Consider the following 15,831-nt stretch of genomic DNA (forward strand, 5'->3'; position numbering starts at 1 on the left):
AGAGCAGCCGCCACCGACAACGCACCGACAGAAGGCCGACAGGGGACCGACGGCCCGCCGACGAACACGACGGCGGGCTGTCGGCACGAGACCGGACGCGGGTCACGCGCTCCTCACTCGCGACCCGCGTCCAGTGCCGGCGGACCGGACCAGGACCTAGTGGAAGGTGTGCTCCTCGGCGGGGAACGCCCCGCCGGTGACGTCCTCCGCGAAGGCGCGCGCGGCGTCGCCGAGCGTCTCGCGGAGGTTGGCGTACTGCTTGGTGAAGCGCGGGACCTTGCCGCCGGTCAGACCGGCCATGTCGGTCCACACGAGGACCTGGGCGTCGGTGTGCGGGCCGGCGCCGATCCCGATGGTCGGGATGTGCAGCGAGCGCGTGACCTCGGCGGCCAGCTCGGCCGGGACGAGCTCCAGGACGACGGCGAAGGCGCCCGCGTCCTGGGCCGCCTTGGCGTCGCTGAGCAGCCGGTGCGCGGCCTCGTCGGTGCGGCCCTGGACGCGGTACCCCATGGTGTTGACGGACTGCGGGGTGAGGCCCAGGTGGGACATGACCGGGATCCCTGCCTGGACGAGCAGCTCGGTCTGCGGCAGCGAGCGCTCGCCGCCTTCCAGCTTGACCGCGCCGACGCCCGCGTCCTTGACGAGCCGGGTGGCGTTGCGCAGGGCCTGGACGGGCCCTTCCTGGTACGAACCGAAGGGGAGGTCGCCGACGACGAGGGCGCGCTTGGTGCCCCGTACGACGGCGGCCGACAGGAGGGTCATCTCGTCCATCGTGACGGGCACGGTGGTGTCGTAACCGAGGTGACAGTTGCCCATGGAGTCGCCGACGAGCACGACCGGGATTCCGGCCTCGTCGAAGACGGACGCGGTCATCGCGTCGTAGGCGGTGAGCATGGGCCACTTCTCGCCGCGAGCCTTGGCCGCGGTGATGTCGTGGACGGAGATACGGCGCGTGCCCTTGCCTCCGTACAGCGCCTTGCTGCTGTCGGGGGACTGCTTCGGGGCAGGCTGAAGCGTCATGGTGAACGGCTCCTTCGTCATCTCGAGGCGCCCTGACGGCGTCCCCGGACCACATCCATGGTGGCACCTCGCGCCACGGCGCGGAAAGAGGGCCGGAGTGGTCCTGTTCACACCGCCGTGACGGTGGAAGGCGGCCGGGGACGGGCACGCCCGCGGGGTGTTCGGCCACGTACGTGCGAATGTGCGCGTTCTGTCACAGCCACCCGCCCTCACGCCACCTGCAGGAACCCGCCGCGCCGCTGTGTCGTCCCCCGTGGCAGTACGGCAGGCCCGGCATCACCTAGTGTCGACGTCGGGTCACAGAGCAAGGCAGTGAGGACTGAGCAATGGCGCGGGTGGACATGGCGGAGACCGAGAACGGCGGCGCGGGGGACGAGCGCTCCCGGCCCCGGTTCCGGGCGGCGCTCGACCGCTGGCGCGGCGACCGGGGCATCTGGCGCCGCGGGATCCTCCTGGCCGTCTGCGCGGTGCTGCTCACCTTGCTGATGGTGTTCCACGCCGAGATCCCCAACCGGATCGGCAACCTGGGCAGCCTCACCGAGACCTTCCTGCCCTGGCTGGGCGTGCTCGTGCCGGTCCTGCTCGTGTTCGCGCTGCTGCGGCGCTCGGCCACCGCGCTGATCGCCTTGCTCCTGCCGACCGTGGTCTGGGTCAACCTCTTCGGGGGGCTCATCACCGACAAGTCCGGCGCGGGCGGCGATCTCACCGTGGCCACCCACAACGTGAACGCCGACAACCCCGACCCGGAGGGGACCGCCCGGCAGATCGCCGCGTCCGGCGCGGACGTGGTGGCCCTGGAGGAGCTCAAGGGCGACATGGTCCCGGTGTACGAGAGCGGCCTGGCGAGCACGTACAAGTACCACTCCGTGCAGGGCACGGTCGGGCTGTGGAGCAAGTACCCGCTGAGCGATCCGCAGCCGGTGGACACCGGCATGGGCTGGACCCGCGCCATGCGCGCCACCGTCGCCACGCCGAAGGGCGACGCGCGGGTGTACGTCGCCCACCTCCCGTCCGTACGGGTCAAGATGAACGCGGGCTTCACCGCCAACCAGCGCGACAACAGCGCGAACCTGCTGGGCGAGGCCATCGCCTCCGACCGGCTGAAGCGGATCATCCTGCTCGGCGACCTCAACGGCACCATGAACGACCGCGCGCTCAACGCCGTCACCGCGCAGATGCGCTCCACCCAGGGCGCGTCGGGCGACGGCTTCGGCTTCAGCTGGCCGGCCTCGTTCCCGATGGCGCGGATCGACCAGATCCTGGTGAAGGGCGTGGAGCCGGTCTCCTCGTGGACGCTGCCGGAGACCATGAGCGACCATCTGCCGATCGCGGCGCGCGTACGGCTCTGACGCCCGGCCCCGGCGCCCGGGGCCCCGTGCCGGGCCCTCGGCCCCCGCGCCCGGTTCCGAACCGAGCGCCGGTCGAAACCCCCTCTTCACCTGGGGGGAGTCCGGCGGGAACATTCCACCTGAGAGTATTTGTTCAGTCGAAGAACTATTCGTCTGGAAAGGCTCTCCCCATGCCCCTGGCGCTGCTCGCGCTCGCCGTCTCCGCCTTCGGCATCGGCACCACCGAGTTCGTGATGATGGGCCTGCTGCCCAACGTCGCCGACGACCTCGGCACCTCCGTCCCCACCGCGGGACACCTCGTCTCCGCCTACGCGATCGGCGTCGTCATAGGCGCCCCGCTGCTCACCGCGCTCGGCTCGCGCATCCCGCGCAAGAAGATGCTGCTCCTGCTGATGGCTCTGTTCGTCGTCGGCAACCTGGCCTCCGCGCTCGCCCCCGGCTTCGGCTGGCTGATCGGCGGCCGCGTCCTCGCCGGGCTCCCGCACGGCGCGTTCTTCGGCGTCGGCGCCGTCGTCGCCGCGCGGCTCGTGCGCGAGGACCGGCAGGCGCGGGCGGTGGCCACGATGTTCCTCGGGCTCACGGTCGCCAACATCCTCGGCGTACCGGCCGCGACCCTGCTCGGCCAGCACCTCGGCTGGCGGGCCACCTTCCTCGTCGTCACCGTCATCGGCCTGCTGGCCATGGCGGCGCTCGCCCGGCTCGTGCCGTACGTCCCCGTCGACGTGCGGCAGAGCCTGGGGCGCGAGGTGCGCGCGCTCGGCCGCCCGCAGGTGCTGCTCGGCCTGCTCACCGCCGTCTTCGGCTTCGCGGGCGTCTTCGCGGTCTACTCCTACCTCGCCTCGATGACCACCGAGGTGATGGGCTTCGGGGAGTCCTCCGTCACCCTCGTCCTCGCCCTCTTCGGCATCGGCATGACGGCCGGCGCGCTCGCCGCGGGCCCGCTGACCGACCGGGCGCTACGCCCGACGCTGTACGGCTCCCTCGGCGCCCTCGCGCTCGTCCTGGTCGCCTTCCGGTTCACGATCCATGTGCCGTGGCTGGCCCTCGTGACCGTCGTCGTCCTCGGCGCCGTCGGCTTCATGACCACCACCCCGCTCCAGATGCTGGTCATGAACAAGGCCAAGGACGCGCCGACGCTGGCCTCCGCCTCCAACCACTCCGCGTTCAACCTGGCCAACGCGGGCGGCGCCTGGGCGGGCGGCGCGGCCGTCGCCGCCGGCTGGGGCTGGAGCTCCCCGACGCTCGTCGGCGCGGTCCTCGCCGTCGTCGGCCTGGCGATCGCGGCGGTGGCGGGTCTGCTCGACCGGACGCGCACGGCGGAGGGCGCCTCCCGCGTCGTCGCGGGAAGCGCCCCTGCCGTCGAGCGGGCCGTCAGTGGCTCGTCGTCTCCCGCCAGCGGTTCGTGATCGGCAGCCGGCGGTCCTTGCCGAAGCCCTTCGCCGAGATCTTGGTGCCCGGCGGGTACTGGCGCCGCTTGTACTCCGCCGTGTCCACCATCCGCAGCGTCCGCGTCACCAGCTCCTCGTCGAAGCCGGCCGCGACGATGGCGTCCTTGCCCTGGTCGCGGTCGACGTACATCGCGAGGATCCGGTCCAGGACGTCGTAGTCCGGCAGTGAGTCGGTGTCGACCTGCCCCGGGCGCAGCTCGGCGCTCGGGGGCTTGGTGATCGAGCTCTCCGGGATCGGAGGGGTCATGCCCCGCTCCTCGGCCGCCCGGTTGCGCCAGCGCGCCAGCCGGAACACGGTCGACTTGTAGACGTCCTTGATCGGTCCGTACGCGCCGACCGAGTCGCCGTAGAGCGTCGAATACCCCACCGCCAGCTCGGACTTGTTGCCCGGCGCGAGGACGATGTGGCCCTCCTGGTTGGAGATCGCCATCAGCATCGTGCCGCGCAGCCGGGACTGGAGGTTCTCCTCGGCCAGGCCCGTGAGTCCGAGCGCTCCCATGTACGCGTCGAACATCGGCTCGATCGACACCGTACGGAAGTTGAGGCCGGTGCGGCGGGCCAGTTCGGCGGCGTCGCCGCGCGAGTGGTCCGAGGAGTACTTGGACGGCATCGAGACGCCGTACACGTTCTGCGCGCCCACCGCGTCGCAGGCGATCGCGGCGACCAGCGCCGAGTCGATGCCGCCGGAGAGGCCGACGAGGACCGAACGGAAGCCGTTCTTGGCGGCGTACGCGCGCAGGCCGACGACCAGCGCCGAGTACACCTCCTCGTCGTCGTCGAGCCGGTCCGCGTAGCCGCCGGTCAGCTCCGGCTCGTACGCGGGCACCGGCTCCTCGGAGAGGACCACGCGGTCGATCCGCAGCCCGTCGTCCACCACGCCCGTGGGGGCGTCGGGGGAGGCGGCCGGCAGATCGAGGTCGAGGAGCACGCTGCCCTCGGAGAACTGCGGGGCGCGCGCGACGACTTCGCCGCTCGCGTCGACGACGATCGAGTCGCCGTCGAAGACCAGCTCGTCCTGGCCGCCGATCATCGCGAGATAGGCGGTGGTGCAGCCCGCCTCCTGGGCGCGCTTGCGGACCAGTTCGAGCCGGGTGTCGTCCTTGTTCTGCTCGTACGGCGAGGCGTTGATCGACACGAGCAGCCCGGCGCCCGCGCTGCGCGCGGCCGGCACCCGGCCGCCCTCCTGCCACAGGTCCTCGCAGATCGCGAGGGCCACGTCCACGCCGTGGACCCGGACGACGGGCATGGTGTCGCCCTGGACGAAGTAGCGGAACTCGTCGAAGACGCCGTAGTTGGGGAGGTGGTGCTTGGCGAAGCGCAGCACCACCTCGCCGCGGTGCAGCACGGCGGCGGCGTTCTCGGGGGATCCGGCGGGCCGCCCGAGCCGGGGCTCGGCGCGGTCCGAACGGTCGAGATAGCCGACGATCACGGGCAGCTCCCCGAAACCTGCCGCGTCGAGGCGCCGGGCGAGCGCCCGCAGGGCGTCCCGGGACGCCTCGACGAAGGACGAGCGCAGCGCGAGGTCCTCGACGGGGTAGCCGGTCAGCACCATCTCGGGGAACGCGACCAGATGCGCGCCCTGCTCGGCGGAGTGCCGGGTCCAGTGGACGATCGCCTCGGCGTTCCCGGCGAGATCGCCGACGGTCGAGTCGATCTGATTCAGAGCGAGGCGTAGTTGAGGCACGCGCCCAGTGTAATCGTCAGACCGACGCTATGTCCTGGTGACGCCTAGGGCCGTTGAGGCCATGTCCCTATGGACCGGGGGTCGGCCGCCCGGAGGCCCGTGGCCAGTGGCCCGGTGGTCCGGTGCGGTCCGTGCGGTCCGTGCGGTCCGGTGCCCCCGTGGCCCGGGGGTGCGGTCCGGTGCGCCGCCCGGCTCGGCGTGCCCGGCAGTCCGCCGGCCCCGGCGGTCCGATGGCCCCGACGGCCGGCGTGGCCCGGCGGTCCGGTATGCGGGACACCGGGATCGGCCGGGCGTCCGACTACTTCGTCGGGCCGACCCAGATCGCGTCCTCGTGCTCGAGGATCGTCGGGCTCAGCTCGACCTGCAGCTCCCCGTCCGCCTTCGGCGAGACCGAGAACGCGAACTTGGCCTTGGCCTGCTTGCCGGGGAGCACGTTGCCCCGGAACATCTCCGTCGCGTTGCTGCCGTCGAAGACCGGCTCGGCCCGCGCGCCCTCCGCGTCGGTCGCGTCCACCAGGGCGCCGGAGACGTCGAGGGTCTCCTTGCTGCCGTTGACGATCGTGACCGTCACCTGGAACGCGCTGTTGCCCTTGGTGTGCCCGGCGGCGAACTGGTCGGGCTCGTAGGCCCGCGGCTTGGAGACGGTCACCTTGATCCCGTCCTCGTACGCGAAGGTCTGACCGAACTTCAGCGCCGCCGGGGCGGTCTCGGTCGGCTCGGGCTCCGGCGTCTCCCAGGGGTCCGTGGTGGGAGCGGCGGTGGCCTTCTCCTGGTTCGCGATCTCCTTGTCGATCTCGTCCGCGATGTCCTTCACCGCCGTGACGGTGACGATCAGCGACAGGATCGACAGGACGATGGCCATCGAGCCGAGAACGAGGCCCGACAGGGCGACGCCCTTGTTCGTCGCCTGCCCTGAGCGGACCCGGCTGTGGCCGATGATGCCGAATATCAGGCCCAGGATGCCGAGGATCGTGCCGAGCCAGAAGAGGAACGGGATGACCGCGAAGAACACGCCGACGACGCCGACGACCAGACCGGCGACCCCGAGACCGTTGCGCGGCTGCTGGAACGGCGGCTGCGGAGGCATCCCGGGCATATTGACCGGCGGCGGGCCCCAGGAGCCCTGGCCGGGGGTGTTCGTGGGCATGGTCATGCGCATCCTCCGAGGTGGCTGAGGGTTTGACGGTAAGCCAGCCGATTATGGAGGAGCCACGTATTTTGTGTGCAACCCGTGCCCATGGGTGGGGAGTCGCCGACGTGCGAGGCGACCGCACCCCGCCGACCATGGGCTCATGACGACCAGTGAGCACCGCGAATCCGGCCGGATCCACCCCGATCGCCGGGACGAGAAGGCGTCCGAATAGCATCTCGTACCACTATGTCCAGAAGCCGTACGCGACCGGTCGCCGCCCTCCTGCTGGCGCTGGGCGCCCTCGCGTACACCGCCTGGGTCCTCGAAGTCGTCGTCCGGACCGGGCTCGACCCGATACGGACGTACGTCTCCGAACTCGCCGCCGCCGACCAGCCGCTCGGCGGGCTGTTCCGCGCGACCGACCTCGTCGCCGGGCTCCTCGTCCTCGCCGGGGCCCTCACCGCCCTCGCGCTCCCCGGCCGCCGCCCCTGGACCGTCACCGGCTGGCTCGCCCTCGCCCTCTTCGGCGCCGCCACCGCCGTCGACTCCCGGCTGCCGCTCAGCTGCACGCCCACCGCCGACCCGGAGTGCGCCGCGCGCGAGACCGCGGGACTCGTCCCGGCCACCCACACGGCGCATGCCGTCAGCTCCGGCCTCGCCATGACGGGCGCCCTTGTCGCCATGCTCGCCCTGACGTTCGCCGCCCGCCGCTACCGGATCTGGCGGCCCCTCGCCCGCACCGGGCCCCTCGTCGTCGTCCTCGAACTGGCCGCCACCGTCTGGACCCTGGCCGCCGTCGTCGCCTTCGAGGCCGGCAAGGGCACCTTCTCGCTGGGGGCCGGCCAGCGGCTGCAGGTCCTGCTCGTGGCAGTCTGGCTCGCGATACTCGCCGTCTCCGTGGCCAGGGAGAGAGCTTGAGCATGTTCGTACGGGTCGGGGGCGTGGCCCACCACGTCGTCGTCGAGGGCAGCGGACCCGTCTGCGTGCTGAGCGCCGGCCTCGGCATGAGCTGGTTCGACTGGGACCCGGTCGTCCCGCTGCTGACCCCGCACCGCACGGTCGTCCGCTTCGACCGCCCCGGCCACGGACTCTCCGCCCCGGCCGCCGTCCCACCCAGCGCCACGGGCGAGGCCCACCGCATCGCCGGACTGCTGGACGCGCTCGGCCACCCGGAGCCCGTCACCGTCGTCGGGCACTCCATCGCCGGGTTCCACGCCGAGGCCTTCGCCCGGCTCCACCCGGACCGCACCGCCGGGATCGTGCTCGTCGACTCCTCCGTCGAGGAACACGCCCGTACCCCCGCCGCGCCGGCCCTGCGCACCGCCGCCGCCCGCGGCCTGGGCACGCTCCTCTCGGCCGTCGGAGCCCCGGCCGCCCTCGGCCCGGCCGTCCGCCGCGCCACCGTACGGCTCTCCCGCGCCACCGGCGGGGACCCGGCCTCCGCCGGACTCGTACGCCGCTGCTACGCCACCTCACGCGTCATGCACGGCACGCTCCTGGAGAACACCCACTACCGCGCGGTCGCCGCCGAACTCCTCGCCCTGCGCGAGCGGCACCCGCTCCCGCCCTGCCTCCCCGTCACCGTCCTCGCGGCCCCGGACGGCTCCGCCCGCTGGGCGCGGCGGCAACGCGCGCTGGCCCGCCGGCTCGACGCCCGCTACGAGGCGGTCGAGCCGTCGGGCCACCTGATGATGCTGGACCGCCCCGACGCGGTGGCCCGGGCGGTGCTGCGCCACGGTCCCGGTCAGCGGGACGCGTAGACGCTCGCGCAGAACTCCTTGATCTGCTCGTCGTCCAGATGCTGCGCCAGATCCGCCTCGCTGATCATGCCCACCAGGCGCTTGTTCTCGATGACCGGGAGGCGCTTGATCTGGTGGCCCGTCATCTCGTGGAGTACCTCGCCCACGTCCGAACCCGCCTCGATCCAGCGCGGGGTGCCGTGCGCCATCTCTCCGCAGGTGACCTTCGCCGGGTCGTGGCCCATGGCCACGCAGCCGACGACTATGTCGCGGTCCGTGATGATGCCGCACAGCCGCTCGTTCTCGTCGGCGATGGGCAGCGCGCCCACATTGAGGTCGCGCATCAGCTGTGCCGCGCGGTCGAGAGTTTCGTGCCGGGGGATCCACTGGGCCCCGGGGTGCATGATGTCCTTCGCCGTGGTCATGGGGTGCGTACCTCCGTAAGAACGTCGTCGTACGTACGTCCCCGAGCGTCAACCATTGTCCGCGTACGCGGCGGCCCCCGCGACCGGGGGGGTCACGGGGGCCGACCGGGGCCGTGCTCAGGCGCGCGGCTTCGCGCCCCGCGCCTTCAGCAGGTCCGCCATGAGCGCGATCTCGGACTCCTGGGCGTCGACCATGCCCTGCGCGAGGTTCCGCTCGATCTCCACGGAGCACTTCTCCACGCAGCCCTGGGCCATGTGGACGCCGCCCTTGTGGTGGTCGGTCATCAGCTGGAGGTAGAGGATCTCCGCCTCCTTGCCGCTGGCCTTGCGCAGCTGCTCCAGCTCGGTCTTCGTCGCCATGCCCGGCATCAGCGCCCCGTCGAGGGGACCGGTGTCGCCGTGCCCGCCCATGCCCATCCAGGCCATCGGCTCGGTCCCCGACTCGACCTTCGGCAGGCCCCACATGTCCAGCCAGCCCAGCATCATGCCGCGCTGGTTGGCCTGGGTGTTGGCGATGTCGTACGCCAGCCGGCGCACCTCCTCGTCCTGGGTGCGGTCCCGGACGATGAACGACATCTCGACGGCCTGCTGGTGGTGGACCGACATGTCACGGGCGAAGCCCGCGTCCGCCGAAGCCGACACGGGGGTCGCCGGCGCCTCCTCGCGCTGCGCGGAGGCGACCGTGACGGCGCCCCCGGCGAAGAGCAGCGCGAGGACGACGGCGGCGATCGACGCCCCGTGCGTACGGGTCAGCTTCACTGGGCGGCCCCGACACCGCCGGTGCAGGCCGCGCCCGGCTCCGGGGTCTGCGGGCCCTGCACGTACTTGGTGAAGAAGGCGTCGACCCGCGGGTCGCTCGCGCTGTCCACGGACACCTGCTTGCCCCAGGCGCTCAGCATGATGGCACCGGGCTGGTCGTCGACCGGGCTCATCAGCGAGTACGGGGTCTTGCCGACCTTCTCGGCCAGCTTCTTCACATCGGCTTCCGAGGCCTTCTTGTTGTACGTGACCCAGACCGCGCCGTGCTCCAGCGAGTGCACGGCGTTCATGTCGGCGATCTTCGTCGTGTAGACGTCGCCGTCGCAGTTCTGCCAGACCTGGTCGTGGTCACCGCCGACCGGCGGCTTCATCTCGTAGGCGACCGGGGTGGTCACGTGGTTGCGGCCGAGCTTCTTGGCGTCCCAGGACTTCTCGTCCTTGATGGGGGCCTTGGCGGCGGCCTCCTGCTGCTCCTTCTTCTCGGACTGCTGGTTGAGCACGTAGCCGCCGAAGCCGACGAGGCTGAGGACGACCACGGTGGAGACGCCGATGGTGATGAAGCGGTTGCGGCGCTCGCGGGCCTGCTCGGCGCGGCGCATCTCCTCTATTCGGGCGCGGCGGTCGGCGTTGGCGGAGCGGTTGGCGGCCATGGTGATGTCGTCCTTCTCGGATGTGGGGTGGCGTGGGGGCGTGAGCCGTGGGTCGGAGTGGATGCGGCCCGTCGGCTATGTCCGCAGTACTTGAAGGACGTGCAGGTCCGGCGCGCGGGGCTGCGCGTCGACGCGGGGCGCCCGGCCGGCGTCGTACGACGGTCCGAGGCGCGGGAACCGGCCCTCCGCCTGGGGCGGGGGGTCGAGCGGCGGCGCGGTGAGCACCGCCGGGCTGAGCGAGGGGAACAGGGAGCAGTCGCCGCGGTCGTACGGGCAGACGTACTCGTCGGCACCCGTGGTCCGCTGGTGGTGCGCCTGCGCCGGCCCGTCGTGGGCGGCCACGGCGTCGCCGGCACCCAGACAGACGAAGAGCGCGGCGAGGAGCGTCGCCACGGCACTCACCAGTGCCATGGGACGCGCGCGCCGGGACAGGCGTACGAGTGGAGTGCCCCCCATGGGCGGAGATCGTAGTGGCCCGAGCGGCCGGAGGGGACAGGCGGGGGGAACGTAGCGGGAACAGACGCACGGAATCGGGCGGTCCCCCGTTACCTGTGTCACACCCGAGCAGGCACTATGGGTGTGCAACGTGCGCGAAACCATGTGGTGGGATGCTCAGGTGCCCCCCGATGTGCCCGAGGCGGTGGGAACAGGCGGCCTGACCAGCAAAGATGGGTGTGGAAATGGACAAGCAGCAGGAATTCGTGCTCCGGACGCTCGAGGAGCGCGACATCCGGTTCGTGCGGCTGTGGTTCACCGACGTCCTCGGCTTCCTGAAGTCGGTGGCCGTGGCGCCCGCCGAGCTTGAGCAGGCGTTCGACGAGGGCATCGGCTTCGACGGCTCCGCCATCGAGGGCTTCGCCCGTGTATACGAATCCGACATGATCGCCAAGCCGGATCCGGGCACCTTCCAGATCCTGCCGTGGCGCGCGGAGGCCCCGGGCACCGCCCGGATGTTCTGCGACATCCTCATGCCGGACGGCTCCCCGTCCTTCGCGGACCCGCGGTACGTCCTGAAGCGCATCCTGGCCAAGACCTCGGACCTCGGCTTCACCTTCTACACGCACCCCGAGATCGAGTTCTTCCTGCTGAAGGACAAGCCGCTGGACGGCACGAAGCCCACCCCCGCCGACAACTCGGGCTACTTCGACCACACCCCGCAGAACGTGGGCATGGACTTCCGCCGCCAGGCCATCACCATGCTGGAGTCGATGGGCATCTCGGTGGAGTTCTCCCACCACGAGGGCGCCCCGGGCCAGCAGGAGATCGACCTGCGCTACGCCGACGCGCTCTCCACGGCCGACAACATCATGACCTTCCGCCTGGTCATGAAGCAGGTCGCGCTGGAGCAGGGCGTGCAGGCCACGTTCATGCCGAAGCCGTTCTCGGAGTACCCGGGCTCGGGCATGCACACCCACCTCTCGCTCTTCGAGGGCGACCGCAACGCGTTCTACGAGTCGGGCGCGGAGTACCAGCTCTCCAAGGTGGGCCGCTCCTTCATCGCCGGCCTGCTCAAGCACGCCGCCGAGATCTCGGCCGTCACCAACCAGTGGGTCAACTCCTACAAGCGCATCTGGGGCGGCTCGGCCCGCAGCGCGGGCGCGGGCGGAGAGGCCCCCTCGTACATCTGCTGGGGCCACAACAACCGCTCGGCCCTGATCCGCGTTCCGATGTACAAGCCGGGCAAGACGGGTTCGTCGCGGGTCGAGGTCCGCTCCATCGACTCCGGTGCCAACCCCTACCTGACCTACGCGGTCCTCCTCGCGGCGGGCCTCAAGGGCATCGAAGAGGGCTACGAACTCCCGGCCGGCGCGGACGACGACGTCTGGGCCCTCTCGGACGCGGAACGCCGCGCGATGGGCATCGAGCCGCTGCCGCAGAACCTGGGCGAGGCGATCGCCCTGATGGAGAAGAGCGAGCTGGTCGCCGAGACGCTGGGCGAGCACGTCTTCGACTTCTTCCTGCGCAACAAGAAGCAGGAGTGGGAGGAGTACCGCTCCGAGGTCACCGCCTTCGAGCTGCGGAAGAACCTGCCGGTGCTGTAGGCGCAGGTCAGAGGGGGTAGGGCCCCGGGTTCACGATCAGGGCCGACGGCTGACTGCCGCCGGCCCTGAGCCGCCTCACTGGCTCTGGGCCGTCTCTGGGCCGTCGGGCGTCGAACCGGTGCCCTCGTAGAGCCCGTCCACGGCCCGTCGGGCCCGTCCGTCGCTGCTCGGCATGAGGTGCGTGTAGACCCGGAGTGTGAAACCCGGGTCGCCGTGGCCCAGGTACGTGCTGAGTGCCTTGATGTTCTCGTCGGCGTCCAGGAGGACGGACGCGTAGAAGTGCCTCAGGGCGTGCATCCCGTGCTCGCGGGCCGCCTGGTGCCGCTCGCCCTCCTCGGGCTCCGGAATGACGCCGGCCTGGACGAGGGCGAGCTTCCACACGCGAGTGTTGAAGTCGGTCCGCCGCACGGCGCCGCCGCCCCTGAGAGAGAAGAAGAGCCGTTTGGTGACGAGCGGCCCGTCGGGCTTCAACCACGGTAGGGAAACGTCGACCGGTGGAAACTCCTCGGCGTGCTGGCGGAGAACCCGAGCGATCTGGCGGGGGAGCGGGACGTCCCGCTCCTTTCCGCGCTTCGGCGGTCCGAACACCAGGTGACCGTTGACCACCTTCACCTGGTTGGCTACGTGAAGCCAGCCGGTGTCGAACCGGACGTGTTCCTCGGCGAGACCGAAGATCTCCCCTTGCCGGAGGCCGCAGCCGCCCCCGAGGTCGACCATCGTCTGGTACCGCTTCGGGAGCGCGGACCGCACCGCGAACAGCCGCTCCGGGGTCCACGCTTCACCCGAGGCGGCACCGGCGCTGGCGGTCGCACCGAGCGGGACTTGCACGGATTCTTGGCAAGGAGCTCGTCATCCACAGCCGCGGCGAGAACGGCTGACACGCTCGCGAAGATGACGCGCCGGTAGGAGGACACGGGCAGCGCTGTCTCCAGCTCCTTCACCCATTCCCTGATGTGCTCGGGCCGGAACGAGTCGAGTGGCCGCGTTCCGATGTACGGGAAGGCGTGACGGCGGAGCTGCACGTTTACCGCCGTGCGCGTGGTCGGGTCGGTCGTCTGGGAGGCGAGCCACTTCTCGCCGTACTCCCGGAACGTGGTCCGGCCGGCGGCGGGGTCGATGTACTGGCGCCGGGACATGTCGGCCTCGATGTGGGCGAGCCACTGGGCGGCGAGGCGCTTTTGCTTGTCGGGGAAGCTCTTGGACTTCTCGGTGCCGTCTGGGCCGATGTAACGGGCCCGGTAGCGGAGACCGAGTCCGTAGCGGTCGGCCTTGACCTGGCGGGACTTTCCGTCGGGGCCGGTCTCGGCCTTGTACCAGCGGTCTTGGATGTGGCCTGCCATCAGGGGCTGCGGTCCTTTCGGGTGCGAGAAAGCTCGTGGCGCTCCGGTGGGGAGCGCCACGAGCTGAGGTGGGGATCAGGCGGCGGCGTCGAGGTCGCTCTGCTGGACGACCCACGCCTGGACGGCTTCGGGGTCGTAGCGGACGTGGCGGCCGACTCGGAATCCGGGTGGGCCGGTGCGCTGCTTGCGCCAGTGGTAGACGGTCTCGATCGGGATGGAGAACATCGCGGCGATGTCCTCGGGGGTGAGGTAGCGGTCGGGCAGGCCAGCTCGGAGCGTGGTGCGAGGGTCGGATGTGGGCGGCACTGGGTTGGTCCTCCAGGAGTTGGCGTGACGTTGGCTCTCCTGCCTCGGGTGTCGGCGTCTGTCCGAGGTGGGAATTTCTGCGTCATTGCGTCATCTGCGTCTTTCGCGCGTCTGACCTGCGATTTCGTATGACGCAGGGGCCGGATCGTGTGTCATCGGCACGTCACTGCGTCCGTCACCGGGTGACGCGGGATGACGCAGAGACTGGCTCCTGCGTCATCGCTATAGCCACAGGTCACGGGCCGTATGCGGTGCCGTCGTGACGCAGTGACGCAACGCTTCCCTTCTTAGGAAAAAAGGGGGGTGGTGTCTGTGGTTGTGCGTGCCTGAGGGCGTGAAGAGGGGAGCCGCTTCGCGGCGCGTCCCTTGGGCGGCGGCGAGCCGCCGAACAGCAAGAGGAGCACCCCTGGCCCGGGCGCGGCGTGCTCCTCTTGCCTGTGCGTGAGCCGAGGCGGCTCCGGTCAGAACATCGGGACCGGCTGCTCCGGGGCCGGGGCGGCGCCTCGGGTCAGCTCGATGTAGCGGGCGGCTCCAGTGCGGCCCCAGTCGACGAGGACCCCGCGTGCGGCAAGCGTCGGCTGGAGCCGCTTGAGCCGGTCGGAGAGGACTTTGCCGGTGGTGGGCCAGCCCTTCGGCAGAGGGCGGCATTCCTCGCCGCTGTAGAGGCCGGTGAGCGCATGCAGCCACTCCGAGGAAGTCATCCGCACTTCCGCGCCCGGGTCGAGGCCGGCGGCGTGTTTGAGGACGGTCTGTGCGAGGAGGTCTCCTTCGATGACGTCGTCGTTGAGGTCGTCCAGGCTGGCCCGGTAGGCGTCCAGCGCTCCGAGGCCGGTGGCCGCGTCGAGTTGCGCGCACAGGTGGGCGAAGTCGGCCATCCGCAGGTCGGTAGGGATGTCCGCCTGGGCGGTACGGACCTTGACGGTCAGGTCGAGCAGCGACCCGAGGATCACGGGCAGGGCCGGTTCGTACTCCGCCCACAACTCCGCCTCCGTCCGCCGCACCCGGGGGCGCTCCAGACGGAGCGGGAGGAGACGTTCGGCGAGGTCGGGCCGGATGACGCCAACGTCGATGCCGGTCAGCAGCATCGGGCGGCGGTAGCGAGAGCGGACGACGTCGCCGTCGGTGAACAGGGCGCGCTTGACGCTCTCGGCACCGGTGACGATGCAGCACATGGCGTCGGACAGGTCCGGGGTCATGTGGGAGAGGTTGTCCAGGGCGGTGACCCATCCGGCGGCCACGGCCGCGATCAGGTTCTCCTCATCCTTCGGAGCGCGGCGCAGGTCGCCGCTCATGCCCTCGATGATCCTCAGCAGCATCCGTCCGCCGGTGGACTTGCCCGCGCCTTGGGGGCCGGTGAGGAACGGTGCGGGGACTGGCACGGATGGTCCGAGGCAGCCGATGAGCCAGGCGATGGCCAGGCACTCGGTCATGGCGCTGGCGAAGTTGCACAGCCGCATCAGCAGATCCATTCCCTTGCCGTCGGTGTCCTTGGCCGGCAGGGGCAGTTCCCCGGTGAGCTGGGTGCGCCGCCAGCACACTTCCTGCGGGTCGGGGGTGGTGATGTCCCATCCGGTGGGGTGGATGCGGACGGACTTGCCGTCGTTGCGGCCCAGGTCGAGCCACGTTGCGCCGTCGAAGCCGGGCGCGACGCGGATGTGGACCGGTTGCACGTCCTCGGTCAGCGCCAGTGCCTCGATCAGGTCCAGTGCTTCCTTGAGCGCGGTGCCGTTGAACACGCCGCACCCGTCCCTGAACAGGCCGACCATGAGTTCCTGCCGGTGGCTGCCCGTAGTGCCCTGGGAGCGGATCGGACGGGCGACGGGGTGGCCGTTCTTCTGCGCGTACACGGTGCCGTCCGCGGTGCGGAAGTACCGGAAGTTGGCCTGCGCGTAGTCGGTGATGACCTCACGGGCCGGAGTCTTCTCATCGTCAGCCAT

Annotated in this window: 14 protein-coding genes and 1 pseudogene; 5 read left to right on the plus strand and 10 right to left on the minus strand. The window is 70.9% G+C overall.

Going from position 1 to position 15,831, the window contains the following annotated elements; all coding sequences use genetic code 11:
• Positions 1-156: 156 nt before the first annotated feature.
• Positions 157-1,020: a 3-methyl-2-oxobutanoate hydroxymethyltransferase gene (gene panB / locus ACFVZW_RS05365; RefSeq protein ID WP_384517016.1), complete on the minus strand. Its 864-nt coding sequence runs from the start codon at positions 1,018-1,020 to the stop codon at positions 157-159.
• Between the two features lie 326 nt (positions 1,021-1,346).
• On the opposite strand from panB, the gene ACFVZW_RS05370 reads away from it, so the two are divergent.
• Complete coding sequence (locus ACFVZW_RS05370) at positions 1,347-2,369, plus strand: endonuclease/exonuclease/phosphatase family protein (RefSeq protein WP_384517019.1); 1,023 nt, start codon at positions 1,347-1,349, stop codon at positions 2,367-2,369.
• A 170-nt stretch (positions 2,370-2,539) separates the two neighbouring features.
• Entirely contained in the window at positions 2,540-3,775 is a 1,236-nt protein-coding gene (locus tag ACFVZW_RS05375) for an MFS transporter (RefSeq protein ID WP_384517022.1), read from the plus strand.
• Here the strand turns inward: ACFVZW_RS05375 and ACFVZW_RS05380 are convergent.
• Both ACFVZW_RS05380 and ACFVZW_RS05385 read right to left on the minus strand, forming a co-directional pair.
• Positions 3,741-5,501: an NAD+ synthase gene (locus tag ACFVZW_RS05380; RefSeq protein WP_384517025.1), complete on the minus strand. Its 1,761-nt coding sequence runs from the start codon at positions 5,499-5,501 to the stop codon at positions 3,741-3,743. The genes ACFVZW_RS05375 and ACFVZW_RS05380 overlap by 35 nt on opposite strands.
• Positions 5,502-5,799: 298 nt before the next feature.
• The gene (locus tag ACFVZW_RS05385; RefSeq protein WP_384517028.1) at positions 5,800-6,654 is read right to left on the minus strand and encodes a DUF4190 domain-containing protein; all 855 of its coding nucleotides are present in this window, start codon (positions 6,652-6,654) and stop codon (positions 5,800-5,802) included.
• Positions 6,655-6,879: 225 nt separating this feature from the next.
• Here ACFVZW_RS05385 and ACFVZW_RS05390 point away from each other — a divergent pair, with 225 nt between their 5' ends.
• Together ACFVZW_RS05390 and ACFVZW_RS05395 are read left to right on the plus strand one after the other, a co-directional pair.
• Positions 6,880-7,551, plus strand: a complete 672-nt coding sequence (locus ACFVZW_RS05390; protein WP_384517031.1) for a DUF998 domain-containing protein — start codon at positions 6,880-6,882, stop codon at positions 7,549-7,551.
• Between the two features lie 2 nt (positions 7,552-7,553).
• Positions 7,554-8,393 carry an alpha/beta fold hydrolase gene (locus ACFVZW_RS05395; protein WP_384517116.1) on the plus strand — a complete coding sequence of 280 codons (840 nt, stop codon included), beginning with the start codon at positions 7,554-7,556 and terminating at the stop codon, positions 8,391-8,393.
• Here ACFVZW_RS05395 and ACFVZW_RS05400 read toward each other — a convergent pair.
• The 4 genes from ACFVZW_RS05400 to ACFVZW_RS05415 form a co-directional block, all read right to left on the minus strand.
• Positions 8,378-8,797, minus strand: coding sequence for a CBS domain-containing protein (locus tag ACFVZW_RS05400; RefSeq protein ID WP_384517034.1), 420 nt, complete (start codon positions 8,795-8,797; stop codon positions 8,378-8,380). The genes ACFVZW_RS05395 and ACFVZW_RS05400 overlap by 16 nt on opposite strands.
• A 117-nt stretch (positions 8,798-8,914) precedes the next feature.
• On the minus strand, positions 8,915-9,550 hold the full coding sequence (locus tag ACFVZW_RS05405; RefSeq protein WP_384517118.1) for a DUF305 domain-containing protein: 636 nt from the start codon (positions 9,548-9,550) through the stop codon (positions 8,915-8,917).
• Between the two features lie 2 nt (positions 9,551-9,552).
• Positions 9,553-10,206, minus strand: coding sequence for a DUF3105 domain-containing protein (locus tag ACFVZW_RS05410; protein WP_384517037.1), 654 nt, complete (start codon positions 10,204-10,206; stop codon positions 9,553-9,555).
• A 75-nt stretch (positions 10,207-10,281) separates the two neighbouring features.
• Positions 10,282-10,662: a hypothetical protein gene (locus tag ACFVZW_RS05415; protein WP_384517040.1), complete on the minus strand. Its 381-nt coding sequence runs from the start codon at positions 10,660-10,662 to the stop codon at positions 10,282-10,284.
• Between the two features lie 224 nt (positions 10,663-10,886).
• On the opposite strand from ACFVZW_RS05415, the gene ACFVZW_RS05420 reads away from it, so the two are divergent.
• Complete coding sequence (locus ACFVZW_RS05420; protein ID WP_355108962.1) at positions 10,887-12,248, plus strand: glutamine synthetase family protein; 1,362 nt, start codon at positions 10,887-10,889, stop codon at positions 12,246-12,248.
• A gap of 75 nt (positions 12,249-12,323) precedes the next feature.
• Here ACFVZW_RS05420 and ACFVZW_RS05425 read toward each other — a convergent pair.
• The 3 genes and pseudogenes from ACFVZW_RS05425 to ACFVZW_RS05435 all read right to left on the minus strand — a co-directional run bounded on the left by ACFVZW_RS05425 (position 12,324) and on the right by ACFVZW_RS05435 (position 15,831).
• Positions 12,324-13,588, minus strand: a pseudogene (locus ACFVZW_RS05425) (tyrosine-type recombinase/integrase).
• 75 nt (positions 13,589-13,663) lie between these two features.
• Positions 13,664-13,894 carry a helix-turn-helix transcriptional regulator gene (locus ACFVZW_RS05430; protein ID WP_384517043.1) on the minus strand — a complete coding sequence of 77 codons (231 nt, stop codon included), beginning with the start codon at positions 13,892-13,894 and terminating at the stop codon, positions 13,664-13,666.
• 461 nt (positions 13,895-14,355) lie between these two features.
• Positions 14,356-15,831, minus strand: coding sequence for an ATP-binding protein (locus ACFVZW_RS05435; protein WP_384517046.1), 1,476 nt, complete (start codon positions 15,829-15,831; stop codon positions 14,356-14,358).

The organism is Streptomyces sp. NPDC059567, assembly GCF_042735655.1.
In the GTDB taxonomy this organism is placed as follows: domain Bacteria; phylum Actinomycetota; class Actinomycetes; order Streptomycetales; family Streptomycetaceae; genus Streptomyces.